Raw genomic sequence first — 20,228 nt, 5'->3', positions numbered from 1 at the left:
GCTGATCGGCACGGGGGTGATCAGCGCGGGGTGATCAGCGCGGGGTGACCCGGAACATCTCGGTGCAGTGCGGGCCGACGAGGGCGGAGATCTCCCCCGAGCCCTCGGTACGCGCGCCCGTCCAGAGGTCGTGCAGCTCGTAGTGGTCGGACCCGGGCAGGGCGGCGCTGATCGTCGTGGCCTCGCCGGTGGAGTTGTAGAGCGCGACGGCGTGATCGCCGCCGGTCAGCTCCTTGTCGAGCACGACCGTGCCGTCGCGCTCGGCCAGAACCGTGGCCTGCTTGCCCAGCCGATCCTGGTCGACGGCGATGACGGCGGTGTTGAGCAGCACCTCGCGGGCGATGGGGCTGAGCGCGTCGAGGTCGGTGCCGATGAACAGGGGTGCGGCGAGCATGGCCCAGATGCTGAAATGCGTACGGTTCTCGTCGTCGGTGAGGTTGCCGTTGCCGACCTGGAGCATGTCGGGGTCGTTCCAGGCGCCGGGGCGGCTGGTGTGCGGGCCGCGGATCAGGGCGAGCTGCTGGTCGATGACGCCGGCTACGGAATTCCACTCGGCGAACAGGTCGTCGGTGGTGCGCCACATGTTCCCGATGCCGGGGCCCCACTTCCAGGGCTCGTAGCGGCCGTATTCGGAGATCGAGTAGACGATCGGCCGGCCGGTCGCGGCGATCGAGTCGCGCATGTGGGTGAACGCCGGCACCGGTTCGAGGCCCGCGTTGATGTCGGCGAGGCACCAGTCGTACTTGAGGAAGTCGACTCCCCAGGACGCGAACAGGTCGGCGTCCTGCTGCTCGTGGCCCAGCGACCCGAGCAGCGTGCCCGGGTACTCGTCGTAGTGCATCGCGCAGGTGTCCGTGCCGGGTGAGGAGTAGAGCCCGAACTTGAGGCCACGCTCGTGGACGTAATCGGCCAGCGCCGCGATCCCGCCCGGGAAGCGGCTCGGGTGCGGCTGCAGGTTGCCGTCCGCGTCGCGGGTGTGGGCCTGCCAGCAGTCGTCGACCACGACGTACTCGTAGCCGGCGTCGCGCATGCCCGTGCTGACCAGGGCGTCCGCGGCCCGTTTGACCACGTTCTCGTCGAGCTCGTAGCAGTGGACCTGGTTCCAGCTGTTCCAGCCCATCGGCGGGGTGGCGGCAAGCATGGTTTTCTCCGATCGGGGGGAAGCGACGAGCTTCGCGACTCCCCGGGCGAACCGCAAGCACCACCGCCGCACCCGGAAGGGTAGGACTCAGCGACGCAGGAATTCGCGCAGATTGATCACGAGGACCCAGAGCCCGGCGGCGACGAGGGCGAACGTCACGACGTAGCGCCCGTCGAACCAGAGCAGGACCAGCAACGCGACCGCCACCGCGGCGAGCAGGATGCGCAGCAGGACGGCGAGGAACTTGCCCCGGGCGAGACCCTCCACCGACAGCAGCACCAGCAGCCCGATCAGCGCGATGAGCGGCGCGGCGACGAACAGCGGGGACACCACGGCGGCGACGGCGGCGAGGACGAGCGGGGTGCTGATCACCGCCCACCACGAGATGAACCTGCCGCGCAGGCCGGTCGCCGTCGCCATCGGCACCCGCCGGTGCAGCAGGTGGGCATGCGGGTGGTGCTCGCCGCGGCCCGCCGCGCCGGTCGCGTTGCGGGTCTGCTCGTCGGCCAGCCGGGTGCGTTCCATCCGCAGGTCGAGCAGCTTCTGCTCGCGTCCGGCGAGTGCGCGGACCTCGGGCGCCGAGACGGCCAGGCCCGCCGCCGCGACGGTCAGCTCGCCGCGCAGGTCGTCGATCTCGCGGTCCAGGGCGGCGAGCCGGTCGTCGTTCTGCTGGATGCGCAGCTCGACGAGGGCCTGCTCCGCGGCCGGGTTCGGCGCGACCTTCGCCAGCCCCGCCCAGCCGACCGGGTCACCCCACGACGGCCGCACCCGCCCGTCGCGGTGATAGCGCGGGCCGGCCGGACCACGCTCGCCGCCGAGCCGGTCGCGGGTGTCGCGGCCCCACAGTCCGCGGTAGTCGCGGACCCACGCCGTCTCGTCGTTGATGACGACCGGATGCCAGGACTCGGGCTGCGCCGGGCCGACGGCGCGGCCGTCACCACGGGCGTAGTCGACATAGGGCACGCCGACGGACTGCTCCTTCGCCGACCACGGCGCGAGCAGGCCCGCCACCCAGCGCAGACCGCTGACCAGGCCTTTCAACTTCGGTGGGCGTACGGTGATCAGATAATCGCCGCTCAGATAGGCCCCGGAGTGCGACCCCGCGCCGACGTAGACCACCGGGTGCCGCCCGCCGACCAGCTCGAGGTCCGGGTCGTCGCTGCGCCGCCGCAGATCGTCACCCGTCTCGTCGTGCGCGGAGAACACCACCCAGCGCACCGGCGGCAGCCCGTCCGGCCCGGTCACCCCGCTCCCGTCGAGATAGACGGTCACCTGCTCCCAGTCGGCCTCGTGCTCGTTCACCCCGCCGTAGGCCGACCGCCAGTTGTTGAAGCTGTAGAAGAACCAGTACTGGCACACGATCCACGGGTAGTCCCGTAGCACCCGGCCGTAGTACGTGGGCTTCTCCGGCTCCAGATGATCACGCTGGAGCAGGAACGAATGCGCCGCGCTGCCACCGGGAACGCTGCCCCGGAACAGCAGCGAGAACCGGATCACCGCGTCGAGCAGCCGCGCACTGAGCCCGACCGACGCGAGCCGGCTGGTGCGTTTCAGGTTGCGGGGCCGCTCCCGGATCGGGATGTGCGCGACGCCGAGCGGGCCGGGGCTGCTGCCGATCCCGGACAGCGACATCTTCAGGCCCTGCTCGGCACCGCCCGCCGCGGCCAGCAGCTCCAGCGTGAGACCACCGGGCGGCGTCTCGTCCACCGCGCTCGCCCCCGGCTCGGCCCGCCACAGCGAGGCGCGGCGCACGTACCGTTCGACCGAGACCGGGAAGAAATACTCACCGTCGGTGAACCGGGTGACCGGCTCGTAAGCGCGCAGCAGCAGCAAGTCGTCATCGAGGCCCACGCCATCAGAGAATAGGGACAATCATCCGGCGGAAGGCGTGCACTATGACCAAGATCCTCATCGCGGGCGGCGGAGTCGCCGGTGCCGCGACCGCGCTCGCCCTTCATCAGGCCGGTGTGGACGCCGTGGTCTTCGAGGCGCACGAGTCCGGCGGGGACGACGCGGGCGCGTTCCTGACGGTGATGGCGAACGGCATGGCCGCCCTGGAGAGCGTCGGCGCTGCCGCGGCGGTGATCGGCTCGTCCTACCCGGCCGCGGCGGTGGAGGTCTTCGGTGCGGGCGGCGAGCACGTGCGTCACAAGGACATTCAAGGTCCGGCACGTACGCTCACCCGCGCCGCCCTTTATCGAACGTTGCAGGACCTGGTGGTGGCCCGGGGCATTCCGGTCGTACACGGGAAACGCCTGGCCGGCGCCGTGCCGGACGGTGCCGGGGTGCTCGTGCGGTTCGCGGACGGCAGCACAGCAACGGGCGACGCCCTGGTCGGCGCGGACGGCATCCACTCCCCGACCCGGCACCTGATCGACCCGCAGGCGCCGATCCCGCGGTACACGGGGCAGCACGTCGTCTACGGCTATGCCGAGGGCAATCCGGCGGCGAGCGCTCCGGACGCGTACCACATGATCCTCGGCTCGAAGGCCTTCTTCGGTTTCACGGCGCCAGGTGACGGGCGCACGTGGTGGTTCTCGCGGATCACCGGCGAGGCCCGTGCCGGCTCGACCGGTCCCGCGCAGTGGCGGGAGCTCGTGCTCGAGGCGGCCCGGGCGGACAGCACCCCGGCCGCCGCCATCGTGTCGGCGACCCCGGCGGACGCCGTGGTGGGCGGGGACTCGTACGACATCCCCACCACCCCGACGTGGCACAACGACCGGATGGTGCTGGTCGGCGACGCCGCGCACGCCGCCGCCCCCGCCGCGGCCCAGGGCGCGTCGATGGCCCTGGAGGACGCCGTCGCGCTGGGTTCCGCCCTGGGTTCGCTCGACGGGCCCGCCGCGTTCACCGCCTATGAGCGGCGGCGACGGGCCCAGACCGAGGAGACGGTCGCAGCAAGCGCCCGGATGGGCACCAGCTGACGGGTCAGCTCTTCCAGAACTCCAGCAGGTCCTTGTCGAGGGCCTGCTGGTAGGCGCCCGCGATGCCGTGCGGGGCACCCGGGTAGACCTTCAGGATGCCGTTCTTGACCAGCTCGATCGACTTGTACGCGGCGTCCGCGATCGGCACGATCTGGTCGGCGTCACCCTGCGCGATCAGGATCGGGACGTCGAGGGCGAGCAGGTCCTCGGTGAAGTCGGTCTCCGAGAACGCCTTGATGCAGTCGTACGCGGCCGGCAGGCTCATCTGCATCCCGAGCCGCCAGAACTGGTCCCGCTGGCCCTGCGAGATCCCCGAGCCCTTGTTGATGCCGAAGAACTGCTCCGACAGGTCCTGGAAGAACTGCGAGCGGTCCGCGAGGGTGTTGGCCCGCAACCCGTCGAAGACCGAGATCGGCAGCCCGTCCGGGTTCGACTCCTTCTTGACCATGACCGGGGGCACCGCACCCGCTGTCGCGATCTTGGCCACGCGGCCGGCACCGTACTGCGCCGCGAGCACGACCTCGCCACCGCCGGTGGAGTGCCCCACCAGGATGATGTCGGTCAGCCCGAGCGCGTCGACCAGCGCGTTCAGGTCGGCGGCGTACGTGTCCATGTCGTTGCCGGTCCACGTCTGCGACGAACGGCCGTGCCCCCGGCGGTCGTGCGCGATCGCCCGGAACCCGTTGTCGGCGGCGAGCTTGAGCTCGACGTCCCACGCGTCGGAGTTCAGCGGCCACCCGTGGCTGAAGACGACCGGCTGGCCGCTCCCCCAGTCCTTGTAGAAGATCTCGGCGCCGTCGGCAGTGGTGATGTAAGGCATGTGACGTTCCTTCCGGTGCTCGCTTGCTGGCGGTTCCCAGCCTGCGACCACCCCGGCGCCACGGCATCGGCCGATTTACTGCACCCCGCCCCGAAGTGGGTGAACCCCACTGCCACCGCCCCCGGATCACGGTCACCCCGCACACCACGCGGCCCGGCTCCTAGGGCGCGGCGCCGTCGAGGGCGTTGGCGACGAGAGCGACGGCGTAGTCCTCGGTGAGGGGGGCGTCGGGGATGAGGAGGCGGTTGTAGCAGGCGCCCCAGAGCTGGTCGACGAGGATGCCGAGGTCGATGTCGGCGCGCAGCTGCCCCCGGTCGCGGGCCTTCTCGAACGCGGCCACCGCCAGCGCCCGCCGGGGTGCCGAGTAGTGCTCGGAGAACGCCGCCGACAACTCCGGGTCGGTCTGGGCGACGCCGATCAGGCCGGCGAGGACCGGTCCGGTGCCCTCATGGGTGATCAGCCGGACGAACGCGCACAGCTGCGCGGTCAGGTCTGCTCTGATGTCGCCGGTGTCGGGGAATTCCAGCTGATGCTCGCTGTGCGCGAAGTACGCCTCCGCGGCCAGCGCGCCCGCGGACGGCCACCACTTGTAGAGGGTCATCTTGCTGGACCCGGCAGCCGTGGCGACCCGGTCGAACGTCACGGCCTTGATCCCCTCGCTGAGCAGCAGGCCGGCGGCGGCCCGCAGGACACCCTCGCGCACCTCGCCGGCCGGTCGCCGGCCACGCCCTCGCCGCTGTGCAGTCTCACTCATGCCCTCATAGTAGTGGACAAGTTGTCTTTATCGCGCTAGCTTCATATGGACAGCCAGTACACATGCTGATTCGTACACATGCTGATTCGTGAACAAGCTGAGGAGTTCCCATGAGTGACACGCAGAACCCGGCCCGCGTCGCCATCGTCACCGGCGGTTCGGGCGGCATCGGCCGGGCCGTCGCCGCACGCCTGGCGGCCGACGGTCTCGCCGTGGTCGTGCACTACAGCGGCAACGAGGCCAAGGCCCAGGACGCCGTCAAGGAGATCACCGCCGCGGGCGGGCGGGCCACCGCGTTCGGTGGCGACGTCGCCGAGCACGAGGAGATGGCCGCGCTGTTCCAGCACGCGACCGACACGTTCGGCGGGGTCGATGTCGTCGCGCACACGGCGGGCATCATGCCGCTCGCGCCGATCGCGCAGATGGACCTGGAAACGTTCGACCGCATCCAGCGTACGAATGTCCGCGGCACGTTCGTGATCAGTCAGCTCGCCGCCCAGCAGGTCCGCGCGGGCGGGGCGATCATCAACTTCTCCACGTCGATCACCCGCCTGCAGATGCCGACGTACGGCGCGTACGCCGCGTCGAAGGGCGCCGTCGAGGCGATGACCCTGATCCTGGCCCGGGAGCTGCGCGGCCGCGACATCACGGTCAACGCCGTCGCCCCCGGCCCCACGGCCACCCCGCTGTTCTTCGAGGGCAAGAGCGAGCAGGTCATCAACCACATCGCGAGCCTGAACCCAATGGAACGCCTGGGCACCCCCGAGGACATCGCCGAGGTCGCCGCGTTCCTCGCCGGTCCGGCCCGCTGGATCAACGGCCAGGTCCTCTACACCAACGGCGGTGCCGCCTGATGTCCGTCGTCCTCATCACCGGCTCCAGCACCGGCATCGGCCGCCTGACCGCCCTGACCCTCGCCCGCCAGGGCCACACCGTCTACGCGAGCATGAAAAGCGTCGCCGGCAACGAGTTCACGGACGTCGACGGCCTCGACCTGCACACCGTCGAGCTGGACGTCACGTCGCAGGAGTCCGCCGACGCCGCCGTCGCCGCCGTGGTCGAGCAGGCGGGCCGTCTCGACGTCGTCATCCAGAACGCCGGGCACCTCTACGTCGGCTACGTCGAGGCCTTCACCGACGACGACCTCACCCGTCTCCTCGACATCAACGCCGTCGGCGCCCACCGCGTCAACCGTGCCGCCCTGCCCCACCTGCGCGCCCAGCGATCGGGCACGCTGCTCTGGGTCGGCAGCACGATCATCGTGACGACACCCCCGTTCCTCGGCCCGTACGTAGCCTCCAAGGCCGCGTTCGACGCCCTCGCCGTCGTGACGTCCTACGAGGCGGCCCAGTTCGGCATCGAGACCACCATCGTCATGCCGGGCGCCATCACCCAGGGCACCTCCCACTTCCCCAACGCCAGCCACGCCTCGGACGCAGCGGTCACAGCGGCCTACGCTGGCCTCGACCCGCTGGTCGAACGCAACGAGCAGGCCACCGCCGGCCTGGTCCGGCCGGGCGTCAACCCCCACCCGCAGGGCGTCGCCGACGAGATCGCCCGGGTCCTCGCCCTGCCCCGCGGAGAAAAGCCCTTCCGCACCGTCGTCGACTTCACCGAGGCCGGCGTCGACCACGTCATGGCGTTCGCCGACCTCACCCGCGAGGCCTTCGTCACCCGCATGGGCTTCGGCGAAACCCTGCAGTTGCAGCGGTGACGCCAATGCGATCCGGCGGACCGTGGGCGATAATGCGGTGAGGACCTGAGTGGAGGGTGCCGGATGCCGGAGAAGCCGGTCGCGGTGGTGACGGGTGCGGGGCGGGGCATCGGTGCTGCCACGGCGCTGATGCTGGGCCGGCGCGGCTATCACGTCGTCGTCAACTACCTCCGGGATACCGGGGCAGCGACGGCCGTGGCGGCACAGATAGCGAGCGCGAGCACCGCCCGCGCCGATGTCTGTGACCCCGGTCAGGTGGACGCGCTGGTCGACGCCGTGCTGGCGGAGCACGGGCGGATCGACGCGCTCGTCTGCAACGCCAACGTCCGGCAGCCGATCCTCAGCGACGTCGAGACGACCAGCTGGGACGAGCTGATCGGCAAGGTCGGCGCGGAGCTCGGCGGGGCGTTCTTCATCACCCGGCGGGTCCTGCCGGTGATGCGGGCGGCCGGGTCGGGACGCATCGTCTACCTGTCCAGCATGGCGGCCGGCTGGACGGGCAAGCGCCAGCTCACCCACGCGGTGTCGAAGGCGGCGCTGAATTCCTTCGCACAGCAGGTCGCCGCGGAGGCCGGCCGCTACGGCGTCAGCGTGAACACCGTCGCGCCGGGCGCCGTCCGCACCGAAGCCAGCGCCGCTTTCATGGCCCCGGAGATGGGTGAGCATCTCGCCGGCCACTCGGTGCTGGGCCGCATGATCGAGCCGGACGACGTCGCGGCGGTGATCGAGCTCCTGCTGGACGACCGCACCGGCGCGCTGACCGGCGCCCTGATCCCCGTCGACGCGGGCTTCGACGTCATCGTCGGCGGACCACCCCGCCTGCCCTGAGAAATCGGGCCGCCCCGCCACCGTGACAAGCCTTCCCACTACGGACGGTACGGTCAGCGTGCTCGCCGGGATGGCCGGTACCGGCAGTCCCAGCCGGCCTCCTAGCTGATCGGCTCCCACGGCACGACGTCCCAGGCCCGCCGCAACAGGCCGGTGAGCTCGTCGCCGCCCGTGAACACCGTCTCGTCGATCGCGGCGATCGGCTGGGCCGGCCACTGCGAGTTGACCGCGGCCGCGGCGCTCATCCCGCCCGGCGAGGTCAACGGCCGTACCTCGTCGGGGATCCTCAGCTCTTGCAGGGCGATCCGCAGCACCTGCATGGTGATGCCGGCCAGCATCGGGGCGTCCGGCCAGACAACCCGTTCGCCGTCCCAGAACGCGGCGTTCCAGACCGAGCCCTCCCGCAGCAGCCCGTCCCGTCCCGCGAAGAGCACGTCGTCGAACCCCGCCCGCCGCGCCTGCAACAGGTGGTACGTCAGCCCCATCGTCGCGACGTGTTTCAGGTGGGGCAGCTCCCGCTCGTACTGAATCGTCCGGACCCGCAGCGCGGGCAGCGTCACATCCGCAACCGGCGCGGAGACAGAAACCATCACGTCGGTGCCCCGGGCACCCGGCACGACGGTGACCCGCACGGAGGCATCCCGCTCAGCCCGCAGCGCATGGTCCAGATAGGACCTGATCTGCTCGTCCGCCATGACGGGCACGTCGGGAAAGAGACTCGCCGACGCCGCCCGGAGCCGCTGCAGGTGCAGGGTCAAACCGGTCGCAGCCCGATCCCGCACCTGCATGGACGTGAAGTGACCATAGTTGCCGGTAGCGACCCTGTGGAGGGCCCCGGCGTCCGCCGGAGCGCCGTTGATCTCGACATACGCCATCGGGCCATCCTGCCACCGGCTACTGCCACCCGGTGCCCTGCTGGTAGCGCTCCAGGCCCGCGTCGGTGGTCGCGAACCAGACCAGATCCCGGCCGTCGGCGCCCTCGATGGTCCAGGAGCGGTCGTCGCCCAGGACGGCGGCGTGCTCGGCCGGCGCGACGAGGCGGTAGGCGTCGTTGTCCATCGCCCACGGGCATCGGAAGAGCTCGATCAGGTTGCCGGCCAGCAGGGTCTGCAGGACGCCGTGGGCGACGTCCTGGGCCTCCCGGAGCGAGGAGAGTTCGTTGACATGGCGGGCGTTGAGGACCACCTGCCACAACAGCGTGTAGTCCTCCCACCCCAGCCACAGCAGGTCACGCGTCAGAGCATCCACACCGCGACCGTAGCGTTCGCCAGGACGCGCGCTGGACCGCCGTGGCCGGGTTGCCGTCGACGTCGGCGGCGAGTTGCGGGACCGGGTTGTCGAGGAGGTACGGGATGCTGAGCTGGCCGGCCTCGCCGGTCAAGGCGGCGCTTCGCCCGTCAGCGGCTGCTGGCGGCAGTGGACCCCCGAGGACGAGCAGGCCGCCACCGCCGCCGCGTCACCCGGGGCTCAGCGCGCCGCTGAGCGGTTACAGTGCTTCGCCATGCGAAGACGGAGATCGATCATGATCATCGCCGGGACGGCCCTGTCCGTCGTGTGCGCACTGGCGGGATGCGGGGGCGGCACGACGGGTGCCGCCGACACGACCGGGGCCGGCACTACGAAGGGGGCCGCGACCAGCGCGGGGTCCGGGCCGCTCGCCATCACCACCGGGTTGTTCACCGATCCGAAGCTGCCCGCCGCGAGCTGGGTCGCCGCCCATCCGGGTGACCCGCGTGCCGCCGCCATCGGGGCCTCGATCAGCAGCCGGCCCATGGCGCGCTGGTTCACCGGGACGAGTGATTCCGACATCGCGGCGGCGGTCGGGAAGTACACGGGGACCGCGCAGGCCGCCGGTGACAAGCTGCCCGTGCTGGTCGCGTACAACCTGCCGGGCCGGGACGCGTGCGGCCACGAGTCGGCCGGCGGCGCGCGGACAGTCCTGGAGTACCAGACCTGGATCTCGACGTTCGCCGCCGCGATCGGCACGCGCCCGGCGATCGTCATCATCGAACCGGACTCGCTCGGCGACTTCTCGTGCCTGAGCGCCGGGCAGAAGGAGACCCGCAACACCCTGCTCGTGTTCGCCGCCCGGATGTTCGCGGAGAAGGCCCCGAACACCTGGGCGTATCTCGACGGCGCCAACCCCCGCTGGACCCCGGCCGCGACGATGGCCCGGCGGCTGAGGGACGCCGGTGTCGCCCGGGTCCACGGCTTCACGGTCAACGTCGCCAACTATGTCGGCACCGCCGGCGCCCAGCAGTACGCCGAGGACATCAGGAAGGAGCTCGGCACGGCGACCGGTTACGTGATCGACACCAGCCGCAACGGCAACGGCCACGGCGGCGAGTGGTGCAACCCGCCCGGGCGCAGGATCGGCGCGGCCTCGACCGCCGACCCGGCCGCGCTGCGGCTGTGGATCAAGAACCCGGGCAACTCGGACGGCACCTGTGGCATCGCCCCCGCGACCCCGGCCGGCACGTTCGACCCGGAACTCGCCCGGCACCTCATCACGGGGGCATAGAAAAGGATCGGAGGCGCCGGCAAGCGCCTCCGATCCTCATCAGGGAACCGTCAGGAGGCGGAGGATCTCACGTCCTGGGCGCCCGACTGCGCGCTCTCCTTCGTCGTACGGGCCGCGCCCTGCGCGGTCTCCTTCACCTCGCCGGCGGCGTGCTGCACGCTGCCCGAGAGGTCGTCCTTCAGCTCGGTCGCGACATCCTTGACCCTGTCGGTCAGGTCGCCGGTGTTGTCCTTGAGCTGCTGGCCGGCACGCCGCTCGACGTCGGTCACCGGGATCAGCGTGGCGGCCAGCATGCCGACACCGAACGCGATGATGCCCGCGGCGAGCGGGTTGCCCTGCGCCTGCTGGACCACGGCCTGCGGGGCCTTGCGGACCGAGCCGGCCACGTCGTGCGCCGCCTCGCCGGCCTTGCCGGTCAGCTCCGACGCCTTGTCCTGCACCGTGCTCGCGGTGTCCCCGGCGGCGTGCCGGGCCTGCTGCGAACTGCCCATGACCTTCTCCTTGGCGGCGGTCCAGCGGCGCTGGGCGACCCTCGTGGGACTGGTCTTCTCCGCCAGCATGTCGACGTCGCGGGTCAGCGACGCGCGGGTCTCCTCGATGCTCTGCCTCAGCCTGTCGGGTTCTTGAGCCATTGCGCGTCCTCCTTGATCGTGTCGACGGTGCGGTGCGGCATCGGGTCGACGTTCCTGAGCTGCTTACGGCCGGTCGTGTAGAGCACGGCGCCGGCGATTCCCCAGATGACCGCCACGATGAGCGCGGCCCAGCCGGCGTCCATGACGTTGGAGAGGCCGAAGACCAGGGCGAAGCTGAGCAGGACCACGGCGAGGTAACCGGCGAACCCGGCGCCGCCGAGCATCCCTGCGGCCTTGCCGGCCTTGCCCGCTTCCTCCTTGAGCTCGGCCTTCGCCAGCTCCACCTCCTGGCGGAACAGGCTGGTGAGGTCGTCGCTGATGTTGCCGATCAGCTCACCGATCGAGGCCTGCGACACCTCGTCGGCACGATCGCTGTTCGGGGCGGGGTAGGGCGAGCTCATCGGGTCCAGCTCTCCTCGGACACCACGACGGGGACGCCGGTGCCGGTGGCGGCGTAGTCGGTGCCGCCGGTGGGATAGTCGGTACCGCCGGTGGGATAGTCCGTGCCGCCGGTGCTGAAGGACTCGAACGAGTCGGTGTGCGGCTTGTCGGCGCCCGCGCCGGGGTCCGCCTTGGCGACACCCTTGCCGAGCCGGCCGACCACGAATCCCGCGGCGAGCGCGGTCGCCAGGAACGCACCGGGGCGGCGGCGGGCGAAGTCCTGGACCTCGCGGAGCACGCCGTCCGGGCCGTTGCGGTCGAGGTAGTCGGCGAGCTGACGACCACCGTCCGCGACCCGGGAGACCACTGCCGCGGCCGGCGAGTCCTGCCGGTCGCCGCGCATCTCGTCGAGCTGGTCGGCGGTCTCGCGGATGGTGCCCACGAGCTTGTCGTTCTGCGTGCGGGCTTGCTCGCCGACCTTGTCACGCACGTCCGACGCCACGTTGCGGGCCTGAGCCCTGGTCTCACCCGCGACCTTCTGCGCCTGCTCCTTCGCGGTGTCCTTCACCTCACCGGCTGCCCGGGACGTCTGATCCGCGACCTGCCTGGCCTTCGAGTCGTCGCCGCCGGTGTCCGCCGTGGACGGTGATCGGGCCGGATAGCGTTCAACCGGCGTGGTGTACGGATCGGACACCGGGTACGCCGGGTCGGTAAAAGGTTCGTCGGGGAACCGAGCTCCCGATGAAAAATCACTCATGGTTACCTCCAGGGGGTGAGTGCTGCGCTCAACGGCTACCCCTGACCTGCTTGATCACACATGCTTGCCCAAGAACAAATATCTCTCCGTGTACGGTACGGCCCGAGAGTCGGACGCGCCCGGACAGCGCATTCGGACGAGGCGCGAAAGTCCTGAGCGGACTAGAATCGACGGCGTAGCCCTTCTGGGTCGCTGCCCCGGCCCCCGGCATCGAGCATTTCTCCGTCAGGGGAGGATCATGCCCGGGGATTCCGGCACCCGTTTCGCGACCGACCCCGCCCTCCCCATGGGGCATCCGCGGCAAGCACTCGTGCGGGCGCGGGCCATCGAGGCTGACATTCCGTGACCGGTGACTACTGGCGTAGCAATCGCCTGCACCGGGTAAAGTCCCCGCCAACCGGATCTGCCGGTTCTGCTGCCCTGGTCTCCGGCGGCACCTTGCTGGAAGGTGCAGCCCATGGAGGACCGCAGTGCGTTCATCGCCGATCTGATCACCCGGCAAGCAGCCGTCCACGGCGGCCGGCCGGGCTTCCTGCGGGGGGTCTGCGCGGCTGCCGCCGAGGTGCTGTCCGCCTCCGGTGCCGGAGTCAGCGTCATGACCGACGACGGCACCCGGGGTGAGACCGCCGCCTCGGATCCCGCGAGCGAACACATCGAGGAGCTGCAGTTCATCCTCGGGGAGGGTCCGTGCATGGACGCGTTCGCCAGCCGCCGCCCGGTGCTGATCCCCGACCTCGGCGACCCCTCGACCGACGCAGGCGGCCGCTGGCCCTTCTACACACCGGCGGCCAGTGCGGGTGGCCTGCGGGCGGTGTTCGCGTTCCCGCTGCAGATCGGCGCGGCCCGCCTCGGTGTCCTGGACGTGTTCCGCGACCGCACCGGCCCGCTCACCGCCGGGGAGTTCGCCGACGCGCTCACGGTCGCCGACGTCACGGTCGCCGCCCTGCTTGACCGGCACGTCCAGGCCCGCGACAGCCGCGTCCGGGAGATCGACAACAATGACTACGCAGACGGGCACCGCGCGGAGTTGTTCCAGGCGCAGGGCATGGTGATGGTGCAGCTCGGCGTTTCCCTCACGGAGGCGATGGCACGGATCCGGGCCCACGCGTACGCGCAGGAGCGCCGCCTCGCCGACGTGGCCCGCGACATCGTCGCCCGCCGCCTGCACTTCGACACCGAGAAACCGTGAACCTCGATGACGCCGATGAGCCGAGAACGTGCCAGGAGGCAGGGATGACCATGATTTCCCCGGAACGACTGGCGAAGATCTTCGTCGAGGTCGCCGACACGCTCGTCGACGACTTCGACCTGATCGAGTTCCTGCAGACCCTCACCTACCGGGCGGCTTCCCTGGTCGGAGCGGGCGCCGTCGGGCTGCTGCTGGCCGACGAGCGGGGCAAGCTCGAGTTCATGGCGGGCTCCGACGAGGACGTCTCGCTCGTGGAGCTGTTCCAGCTGCAGACCGATGAGGGCCCCTGCCTGGAAGCCGTCCGCACGGGCCGGCCCGTCGTCAACGTGGACCTGGGCGCGGCGGCAGGACGCTGGCCCCGTTTCGCACCGCGGGCCGCCGCCGCGGGCTTCCATTCGGTGCACGCTTTCCCGCTGCGGCTGCGCAGTCAGGTGATCGGCGCGCTCAACGTCTTCGGCACCAGCCTGGGCGGCAACCTCACCGATGCGGACGTCCCGGTGATCCAGGCGTTGACCGATGTCGCCGCGATCGCCCTGCTCCAGGAGCGTGCCATCCGCCAGGGCGAGGTCCTCTCCGAGCAGCTGCAGGGCGCCCTCAACAGCCGCGTCGTCATCGAACAGGCGAAGGGCGTGGTCGCCCAGTCCATGGGTCTCACCGTGGACGAGGCCTTCGTCGTCATCCGCGGGTATGCCCGGCGGCACAGCCGCAAGCTGACCGACGTTGCCCACGCGATGGTCACCGACCCGCAGGCCCTCGCCCGGCTCAAGGACTCCTGAACCGTCACCGCCCTGCCCGGTGAACACCACCGGCTACATCGCGGGTGTACTCGGACGTCCCCTCGTCGGCAAACGCCGGGTCCACATGATCAGCCATCATCAGCGCACAGGGCCGGTCCTGCGCGCTCAGCGTATGCGTCGGGTCATGGACGGGCGACGATTTTCAGGTTGGTCTCGATGCGTTCGAGGGCGGCGAGGGTCTCGGCGCGGTCGGCGTCGCTCTGGTCGCCGAGGGTGCGGCTCTCGACCTCGGCCCAGATGTTCTCGACCTCGCGGCGCAGGGCGAGACTGGCGGCGGTCGGCTCGATGATGGTGACGCGCTTGTCCGTGGCGCACGGCATGCGGCGGACGAATCCCGCGTGCTCCAGCCGCTGGACGGTGCGGGTCATGGTGGCGGCGTCCGAGCCGAGCAACCGTGCGAGGTCGGTCTGGCGCTGCGGGCCGCCGTCCCAGAGCTGCATCATGACGAGCTCCTGACCCGGGTGCAGGCCGACGCGGCGCAGCAGCTGACCGACGTGCATGCGGTGCAGCCGGGCGACCCGGAAGATCGCGTGGCTGACCGGACCGGCCGCCGCGCTGGCCGGCATCGAAAGACCGGCCGGAGCGCAGGCCACGTCGCAGTCCGCCGGCTCCCCCACCGGCCCAGCCTCGGTTGATCCAGAAGGCTCGGTTGGCCCAGAAGGCTCGGTTGGTCCAGGAGCCTTAGTTGGTCCAGAAGCCTTGGTTGACACGGGACCCTCCAGGAATGTGCTCGGACAATGAAGCCGAGTCTACCTGGCCGTGATGTGGCTTACTAACGTGCTCCAACCCGCCCCGAACGCGCTTTACTTGTCTGGACAGGTAAACCCCTCGGGACAAGGATCACGATCATGACGTCGGCATTCGACTCACACGATCTGGCCGGAACGAAGCTGGCCAACCGCATCGCGATGGCCCCGATGACGCGCAGCCGGGCCTACGGTCCCGGTGCGACCCCGACGGACCTGATGGCCACCTACTACGCGCAGCGGGCGGGCGCGGGCCTGATCATCACCGAGGGCGTGCAGCCGTCGGTGGTCGGCCAGGGCTACACGAACACGCCGGGCCTGCACTCCGCCGAGCAGGTCGCGGCGTGGCGCAAGGTCACCGACGCCGTGCACGCGGAGGGCGGCGTGATCTTCGCGCAGCTCATGCACGGCGGCCGGATCGGGCACCCCAGCCTGCTGCCCGACGGCCTGACCCCGGTCGCGCCGTCCGCGGTCGCCGCGAGCGGGCAGGTCTTCACCGACACCGGCCTGCAGGACCTGACCACGCCGAAAGAGTTGTCCGCGCAGGAGATCGCCGAGACGATCCGCGACTTCGCAGACGCGGCACGCAACGCGATCGCCGCGGGCTTCGACGGCGTCGAGATCCACGGCGCCAACGGATACCTGGTCCAGCAGTTCCTGTCCGTGAACGCGAACCGGCGTACGGACGGATGGGGTGGCTCGGTCGAGGGCCGGATCCGGTTCGCCGTCGAGGTCGCAGCCGCGGTCGCCGAGGCTGTCGGCGGGGACAAGGTCGGCTTCCGGATCTCCCCGCACAACACGACGAACGACATCGCCGAGCACGACGTCGAGGAGACCTACCTCGCGCTGGTCGCCCGGCTGGCCCCGCTCGGGCTCGCCTACCTGCACGTCATGGAGAGCACCGATCGCGACCTGACGAGGCGGCTGCGTGCGGAATGGCCGGCGACGTTCATCCTCAACCCGGCCACGAAGCCCGCCCCGACCGGGGTGGACGCACTCCAGCTCATCGAGGACGGGACTGCTGACGTCATCGCGTACGGTGCGCTGTTCCTGGCGAACCCGGACCTGCCCGCCCGGCTCGCGGCAGGTGGGCCGTTCAACACCCCGGACTTCGCGGCGGCCTTCGGCGGCGATCACCGCGGCTACACCGACTATCCCACCCTGGCGACGCCGTCAGCGTGAGCCGGCCGGGCCATAGCGGTTGCGCATCGCCTCACCGGCGGCCGGGCCGGCGGTGAAGACGTACGCGTCGGCGTCGTCGAGGGGGTGCCCGGTGGTGCGGTCCACGACCACCGGGTCCACCTCCGCGCCGGAGCCCGGGCTTTCGGCCACTACGCCGCGGCGAAGTACGCCATCGAGGGCATCACCGGCTACGAACCCCTGCTCGACCACCGTCCACACCGCGACGGTCGAGCAGGACGGCCACCAGCCCGGCGAGCAGATCGCCCGCAGCGTCGACTTCCCTACCAACTGAGCCAGGGCAGCAACCCGGAATCCGTGACGCTCAGGATGCCGGGATCCGCGGCGGTGACATATGCCGCGTCGAAGGGCCACCTGGTCTCGCCGAGCTCCTTTTCCAGCAGGAAGCGGAGAAAGACGGGGAGGCTGCCGGCCGCTGTGTAGGCCGGTTCACTCTCGTCCATCGCCTCCACGAAATAGACGGCATCCGTGTCGAGGATGTAGGTGTTGCCGTTGCCGTCTCCCGCGACGGGTATCCAGCCGAGCGTGGCCCAGCAAGGATGGCGTTGCAGGATCCGCAGCGCGTCGAGCCCGTCCCATGACGTCCCGGCACCGTAGAGCCCTCCGGGACCGGCCGGCGTTCCGTTGCAGAAGCGCAGCCATCGCACGTACACATCGGGAAGTGGACTCTCGTAGTGTCCGGCGATCGAAGCGATCTGCTCGTCGGTCGCACCCAGCACCGGGCCCGCACCGGGCGGCACCGGCACCGGCACCCGCCGGAGCAGGTCCGCAATGCCGGACCACTCGCCGGGGGCGGTCACGCCGGAGTGAGGACGGCCACCAGGAAGTCGGCGCGCTCGGTGAAGGGACGCAGGTCCCAGGTCGCGAGCAGGAGATCCTCGGTGAAGCCGGCCGTCTTCGCGTCGGCCAGGAAGTCGCCGAACTCGTAGCCGCGCCCCGCTCCGAAACCGATGACCGCACGCCCGCCCTCGGCCAGGTGGGCAGCGAACCGGCGCAGCACCTCGACCCGGGTGGCGGGTGCCAGGAACGCCATCACGTTGCCACCGCAGACGACGACGTCGAATCCGGGGCCGGGTGATTCCCACTCGGCCAGATCGCCGACCAGCCAGGTCGAGGCCGGGTGCTGGGCGTTCGCCTCGGCGATCAGCACCGGGTCCAGGTCGACACCGGTCACCTGGTGGCCCGCACCCGCCAGATAGCCGCCGATCCGGCCGGTGCCGCAGCCCGCGTCGAGGATGCGGGCGCCCCGGGGCACCATGGCGTCGATCAGGCGGCCCTCCCCGGCCAGGTCGGCACCGTTCGCGGCGAGGTCCCGGAACCGCTGAACGTAGTTGCGGGAGTGTCCGGGGTTCTGCGCGAGCTGGCGTAGCCAGAGATTGTCCTGGGTCACGGTCCCACCGTACGCGGGACAAAGAGCGCGAGCGTCCCCCGCTTGACCTGCCAGACGCCGGCCCGCACATAACGGGTACGCAGCACCGCCGCCAGATCCCCCCGATGCGCGAGCGGATCCTCCTCCCGTGCCCCGACGAGCAGCCACACCCGCCCCGCCCCGAGCCGGTCCGCCGTGCCCGGCCACTCCCCCGCGACCAGGCTGGCCTCGTCGGCGGCGTCCCGGCGCAGCAGCAGATCCCGCGGCCGCCCCGGATCATCGCGCAGGTAGTAGTCGACGCCGGGCCGCAACGTCCGCGACCCCGGCCGGTAGATGATGCCGTCGCCGGGCTGCTGACCGGCCCGGATGATCCGGGCGACACTGCGGTCGTCGGTGCCGTTCTTCACGGTCCGCCCGCGCACGGTCCACTGCGCCGGGTACGCGACGGCGGCCAGCAGAAGCAACACGACGACGACCCGGGCAGTCCCGGCCCGGCACAGCGCGACCGCCGCCAGGATCGCTGTCGGCGCGAGCACGAACAGCAGATACCGGTTCACCCAGAACGACGGCCCGTGCGCGGACACCACAAGAATCACCCCGAGCGGGACCACCGCCGCGAACGCCATCGCGAGGACGTGCCGCCGCGCCCGCCACCCCGCCGTGACGGCCAGCCCGATCAGCAGCCACGCCACCTCGGCCGACCCGGTCAGCTTCACCGGGAAGTTCCGCACCGCCTCCACGGTCATCGGTGGCACCCAGTGCAGTTGCGCACCCCGCTGCCCCGACCCCAGCCAGAAGATCGGCCCGAGCACCACCAGCGCCACCGCGACACTGACACCCCACGCCCCGATCGCCCGCCGCCGGCACATCAGCACCACCGCACCATGAGCCCCCAGCGCGGTCAGAGCGATGACATGACTCAGCCCCAGACCCACCACCGCCGCACCGTACGCGAGCCAGCGCGCCTTCCCCGGCCGGCTCAACGCCCGATGCAGCAGAATCAAACTCACCACCGAGACCAGACAGGCCATGGCGTACGGCCGAGCCTCCGCGGCGTACCGTGAAATGTTGGGAACTGCGCAGAACACGAGCCCACCGACCAGCCCGGCCACCGTCCCGAAAAGACGCCGCCCGAGCTCACCGGTCAGCGCGGCCGCCCCCGCCATGGCCACAATGGACGGCAGCCGAACCTCGAGCACCCCGCGCCCGGCGATCCCGGTCCAGAAATGCATGAGCAGGTAATAGGGCCCGAATACCCCGTCGATGTGCTGCATCAGCCGCCAGATCTGCGGCACCGACCGCCGCGCCACATCCACGGTGGCAATCTCGTCCCAGCTCAGCATCGACCGCGTAGCCCCGGCCAGCCCCAGAGCCAGCATCCCCAGCCCCGGCACCGCAACCGGCACAATCCGCCCAGGCCACGCTCTCTCCCCCATCGCGCCAACCTATTCACGGCACGCAAGCAGCCGGCCCGGCTCGACGCCCCACCACCCGAACGGGCAGAGCTATGGTCGGGTCATGATCTTCGATGAGGCCGGGGCGCAGGGTTTCCTGTACGTGCGGGAGGTCGGCGGGACCGACGAGGTGGCGGTGGAGGCGGACGCGCCGGTGATCCTCGCCTCGGTGGTGAAGGTGATCGTTGCGGTGGCGTTCGCCCGTGCGGTCGTGGCCGGTGAGCTCGACCCGGCCGAGGTGGTCACCGTTCCCCCGCGCTACCAGGTCGGCGGAGCGGGGACGGCGGGCTGCTCCGGCCCGGTCACCATGACGCTCGGCGATCTGGCCCTGTTCATGCTGACGATGAGCGACAACGCGGCCACCGACGTCATCTTCGAGCGCGTCGGCCACCCGGCCGTCAACGCCGTCGTCGAGGATCTGGGGCTGCACGACACCCAGGTGCGCGGCGACATCGAGTCGGTGCTGCTGAGTATCGTCACCGATCTCGCCCTGCCGGAGGCGACCGATGTCGACGACCGCATCGCCGAGGCCGACCCGGCTGCGGTGTGGGCCCTGTCCTGCATCGACCCGGCCCGCACCAACGCCTCCACCGCCCGCGACATCGGCACCCTGCTCGAGGCGATCTGGACCGACCGGGCCGCGCCGCCGCAGGCTTGCGCGCTGGTCCGATCGTGGATGTCGCAGGCGTTCACCACGCACGGCCTGGCAGCGGCCTTCCCGGACGGCGTGAAGGTCGCCGCGAAAACCGGCACCCTCCCCGCGATCCGCAACGAAGCAGGCGTGGTCACCTACCCCGACGGCCGCAGCTACGTCGTGGCCGCCTTCACCCGGGCGCACACCCTGACCGATCGCCAGCCCGCCATCGACGTCGCCATCGGAGCCACGGCCCGCGCGGCCGTCGACCACCTCCGCGCCCACCTCACCCTTGACCCCTCACACCCTGACCGAAGCACCCACCTCACGCCCTGACCGAAGCACCCAACTCACGCCCTGACCGGCG

The 20,228-nt window shown here is 70.9% G+C and carries 23 protein-coding genes; 9 read left to right on the top strand and 14 right to left on the bottom strand.

All coding sequences use genetic code 11. From position 1 onward, the window contains the following. Window positions 1-34 precede the first annotated feature (34 nt). Both Aco04nite_RS17020 and Aco04nite_RS17015 read right to left on the bottom strand, forming a co-directional pair. Window positions 35-1,141, bottom strand: coding sequence for a glycoside hydrolase family 27 protein (locus tag Aco04nite_RS17020; protein WP_212998187.1), 1,107 nt, complete (start codon window positions 1,139-1,141; stop codon window positions 35-37). 87 nt (window positions 1,142-1,228) lie between these two features. Continuing rightward, a complete protein-coding gene (locus tag Aco04nite_RS17015) occupies window positions 1,229-2,992 on the bottom strand; it encodes a hypothetical protein (protein ID WP_212998186.1) in 1,764 nt (587 codons plus the stop codon). Between the two features lie 44 nt (window positions 2,993-3,036). Here Aco04nite_RS17015 and Aco04nite_RS17010 point away from each other — a divergent pair, with 44 nt between their 5' ends. After that, window positions 3,037-4,065 (top strand): FAD-dependent oxidoreductase, encoded by a 1,029-nt coding sequence (locus Aco04nite_RS17010; RefSeq protein ID WP_212998185.1) that lies wholly within the window; start codon window positions 3,037-3,039, stop codon window positions 4,063-4,065. A 4-nt stretch (window positions 4,066-4,069) separates the two neighbouring features. Here Aco04nite_RS17010 and Aco04nite_RS17005 read toward each other — a convergent pair whose 3' ends face one another. Together Aco04nite_RS17005 and Aco04nite_RS17000 are read right to left on the bottom strand one after the other, a co-directional pair. Further along, entirely contained in the window at window positions 4,070-4,885 is an 816-nt protein-coding gene (locus tag Aco04nite_RS17005; protein WP_212998184.1) for an alpha/beta fold hydrolase, read from the bottom strand. 160 nt (window positions 4,886-5,045) lie between these two features. Beyond that, window positions 5,046-5,639: a TetR/AcrR family transcriptional regulator gene (locus Aco04nite_RS17000; protein WP_212998183.1), complete on the bottom strand. Its 594-nt coding sequence runs from the start codon at window positions 5,637-5,639 to the stop codon at window positions 5,046-5,048. Between the two features lie 110 nt (window positions 5,640-5,749). On the opposite strand from Aco04nite_RS17000, the gene Aco04nite_RS16995 reads away from it, so the two are divergent. The 3 genes from Aco04nite_RS16995 to Aco04nite_RS16985 all read left to right on the top strand — a co-directional run bounded on the left by Aco04nite_RS16995 (window position 5,750) and on the right by Aco04nite_RS16985 (window position 8,181). Further along, complete coding sequence (locus Aco04nite_RS16995; RefSeq protein WP_212998182.1) at window positions 5,750-6,493, top strand: SDR family oxidoreductase; 744 nt, start codon at window positions 5,750-5,752, stop codon at window positions 6,491-6,493. Next, window positions 6,493-7,353, top strand: a complete 861-nt coding sequence (locus Aco04nite_RS16990) for an SDR family NAD(P)-dependent oxidoreductase (protein WP_212998181.1) — start codon at window positions 6,493-6,495, stop codon at window positions 7,351-7,353. Before Aco04nite_RS16995 ends, Aco04nite_RS16990 begins: the two co-directional genes overlap by 1 nt. 63 nt (window positions 7,354-7,416) lie before the next feature. Further along, entirely contained in the window at window positions 7,417-8,181 is a 765-nt protein-coding gene (locus Aco04nite_RS16985; protein WP_212998180.1) for an SDR family oxidoreductase, read from the top strand. A 101-nt stretch (window positions 8,182-8,282) separates the two neighbouring features. Here the strand turns inward: Aco04nite_RS16985 and Aco04nite_RS16980 are convergent, their stop codons facing one another. Next, window positions 8,283-9,056, bottom strand: coding sequence for an aminotransferase class IV (locus tag Aco04nite_RS16980; RefSeq protein WP_212998179.1), 774 nt, complete (start codon window positions 9,054-9,056; stop codon window positions 8,283-8,285). A gap of 19 nt (window positions 9,057-9,075) precedes the next feature. Beyond that, window positions 9,076-9,429, bottom strand: coding sequence for a hypothetical protein (locus Aco04nite_RS16975; protein ID WP_212998178.1), 354 nt, complete (start codon window positions 9,427-9,429; stop codon window positions 9,076-9,078). Window positions 9,430-9,682: 253 nt separating this feature from the next. Here Aco04nite_RS16975 and Aco04nite_RS16970 point away from each other — a divergent pair, with 253 nt between their 5' ends. Next, the gene (locus Aco04nite_RS16970) at window positions 9,683-10,702 is read left to right on the top strand and encodes a glycoside hydrolase family 6 protein (RefSeq protein ID WP_212998177.1); all 1,020 of its coding nucleotides are present in this window, start codon (window positions 9,683-9,685) and stop codon (window positions 10,700-10,702) included. Between the two features lie 50 nt (window positions 10,703-10,752). Here the strand turns inward: Aco04nite_RS16970 and Aco04nite_RS16965 are convergent, their stop codons facing one another. Genes Aco04nite_RS16965 through Aco04nite_RS16955 form a run of 3 tightly spaced genes read right to left on the bottom strand, consistent with a single transcriptional unit; the run spans window position 10,753 to window position 12,472 of the window. Then, a complete protein-coding gene (locus Aco04nite_RS16965; RefSeq protein WP_212998176.1) occupies window positions 10,753-11,334 on the bottom strand; it encodes a DUF3618 domain-containing protein in 582 nt (193 codons plus the stop codon). Continuing rightward, window positions 11,310-11,735 carry a phage holin family protein gene (locus Aco04nite_RS16960; protein ID WP_212998175.1) on the bottom strand — a complete coding sequence of 142 codons (426 nt, stop codon included), beginning with the start codon at window positions 11,733-11,735 and terminating at the stop codon, window positions 11,310-11,312. Before Aco04nite_RS16960 ends, Aco04nite_RS16965 begins: the two co-directional genes overlap by 25 nt. Next, complete coding sequence (locus Aco04nite_RS16955; RefSeq protein WP_212998174.1) at window positions 11,732-12,472, bottom strand: hypothetical protein; 741 nt, start codon at window positions 12,470-12,472, stop codon at window positions 11,732-11,734. Before Aco04nite_RS16955 ends, Aco04nite_RS16960 begins: the two co-directional genes overlap by 4 nt. Window positions 12,473-12,929: 457 nt before the next feature. On the opposite strand from Aco04nite_RS16955, the gene Aco04nite_RS16950 reads away from it, so the two are divergent. Together Aco04nite_RS16950 and Aco04nite_RS16945 are read left to right on the top strand one after the other, a co-directional pair. After that, window positions 12,930-13,661 (top strand): GAF and ANTAR domain-containing protein, encoded by a 732-nt coding sequence (locus Aco04nite_RS16950; protein WP_212998173.1) that lies wholly within the window; start codon window positions 12,930-12,932, stop codon window positions 13,659-13,661. Between the two features lie 44 nt (window positions 13,662-13,705). Next, the gene (locus tag Aco04nite_RS16945) at window positions 13,706-14,437 is read left to right on the top strand and encodes a GAF and ANTAR domain-containing protein (RefSeq protein ID WP_212998172.1); all 732 of its coding nucleotides are present in this window, start codon (window positions 13,706-13,708) and stop codon (window positions 14,435-14,437) included. Window positions 14,438-14,580: 143 nt separating this feature from the next. On the opposite strand, the gene Aco04nite_RS16940 is transcribed toward Aco04nite_RS16945, so the two are convergent. Next, the gene (locus Aco04nite_RS16940; protein ID WP_212998171.1) at window positions 14,581-15,075 is read right to left on the bottom strand and encodes a MarR family winged helix-turn-helix transcriptional regulator; all 495 of its coding nucleotides are present in this window, start codon (window positions 15,073-15,075) and stop codon (window positions 14,581-14,583) included. Between the two features lie 231 nt (window positions 15,076-15,306). Between Aco04nite_RS16940 and Aco04nite_RS16935 the strand changes: the two genes are divergently transcribed. Then, a complete protein-coding gene (locus Aco04nite_RS16935; protein ID WP_212998170.1) occupies window positions 15,307-16,386 on the top strand; it encodes an alkene reductase in 1,080 nt (359 codons plus the stop codon). Here Aco04nite_RS16935 and Aco04nite_RS16930 read toward each other — a convergent pair. Genes Aco04nite_RS16930 through Aco04nite_RS16915 form a run of 4 tightly spaced genes read right to left on the bottom strand, consistent with a single transcriptional unit; the run spans window position 16,378 to window position 19,209 of the window. Continuing rightward, a complete protein-coding gene (locus Aco04nite_RS16930) occupies window positions 16,378-16,674 on the bottom strand; it encodes a hypothetical protein (RefSeq protein WP_212998169.1) in 297 nt (98 codons plus the stop codon). The two genes, Aco04nite_RS16935 and Aco04nite_RS16930, sit on opposite strands and share 9 nt — an antisense overlap. Then, window positions 16,668-17,204: an SMI1/KNR4 family protein gene (locus Aco04nite_RS16925; protein WP_212998168.1), complete on the bottom strand. Its 537-nt coding sequence runs from the start codon at window positions 17,202-17,204 to the stop codon at window positions 16,668-16,670. The genes Aco04nite_RS16930 and Aco04nite_RS16925 overlap by 7 nt, the downstream gene beginning before the upstream one ends. Next, the gene (locus Aco04nite_RS16920) at window positions 17,201-17,794 is read right to left on the bottom strand and encodes a class I SAM-dependent methyltransferase (protein WP_244876056.1); all 594 of its coding nucleotides are present in this window, start codon (window positions 17,792-17,794) and stop codon (window positions 17,201-17,203) included. The genes Aco04nite_RS16925 and Aco04nite_RS16920 overlap by 4 nt, the downstream gene beginning before the upstream one ends. After that, window positions 17,791-19,209, bottom strand: coding sequence for a glycosyltransferase family 39 protein (locus Aco04nite_RS16915; protein WP_212998167.1), 1,419 nt, complete (start codon window positions 19,207-19,209; stop codon window positions 17,791-17,793). Before Aco04nite_RS16915 ends, Aco04nite_RS16920 begins: the two co-directional genes overlap by 4 nt. 82 nt (window positions 19,210-19,291) lie before the next feature. Here Aco04nite_RS16915 and Aco04nite_RS16910 point away from each other — a divergent pair, with 82 nt between their 5' ends. Beyond that, window positions 19,292-20,197 (top strand): serine hydrolase, encoded by a 906-nt coding sequence (locus Aco04nite_RS16910; protein WP_212998166.1) that lies wholly within the window; start codon window positions 19,292-19,294, stop codon window positions 20,195-20,197. The last annotated feature ends 31 nt before the right edge of the window (window positions 20,198-20,228 follow it).

The sequence above is a fragment of the Winogradskya consettensis genome, from assembly GCF_018332715.1.
Taxonomy (GTDB): domain Bacteria; phylum Actinomycetota; class Actinomycetes; order Mycobacteriales; family Micromonosporaceae; genus Actinoplanes; species Actinoplanes consettensis.
This window is presented reverse-complemented; position numbering and strand designations above follow the sequence as displayed.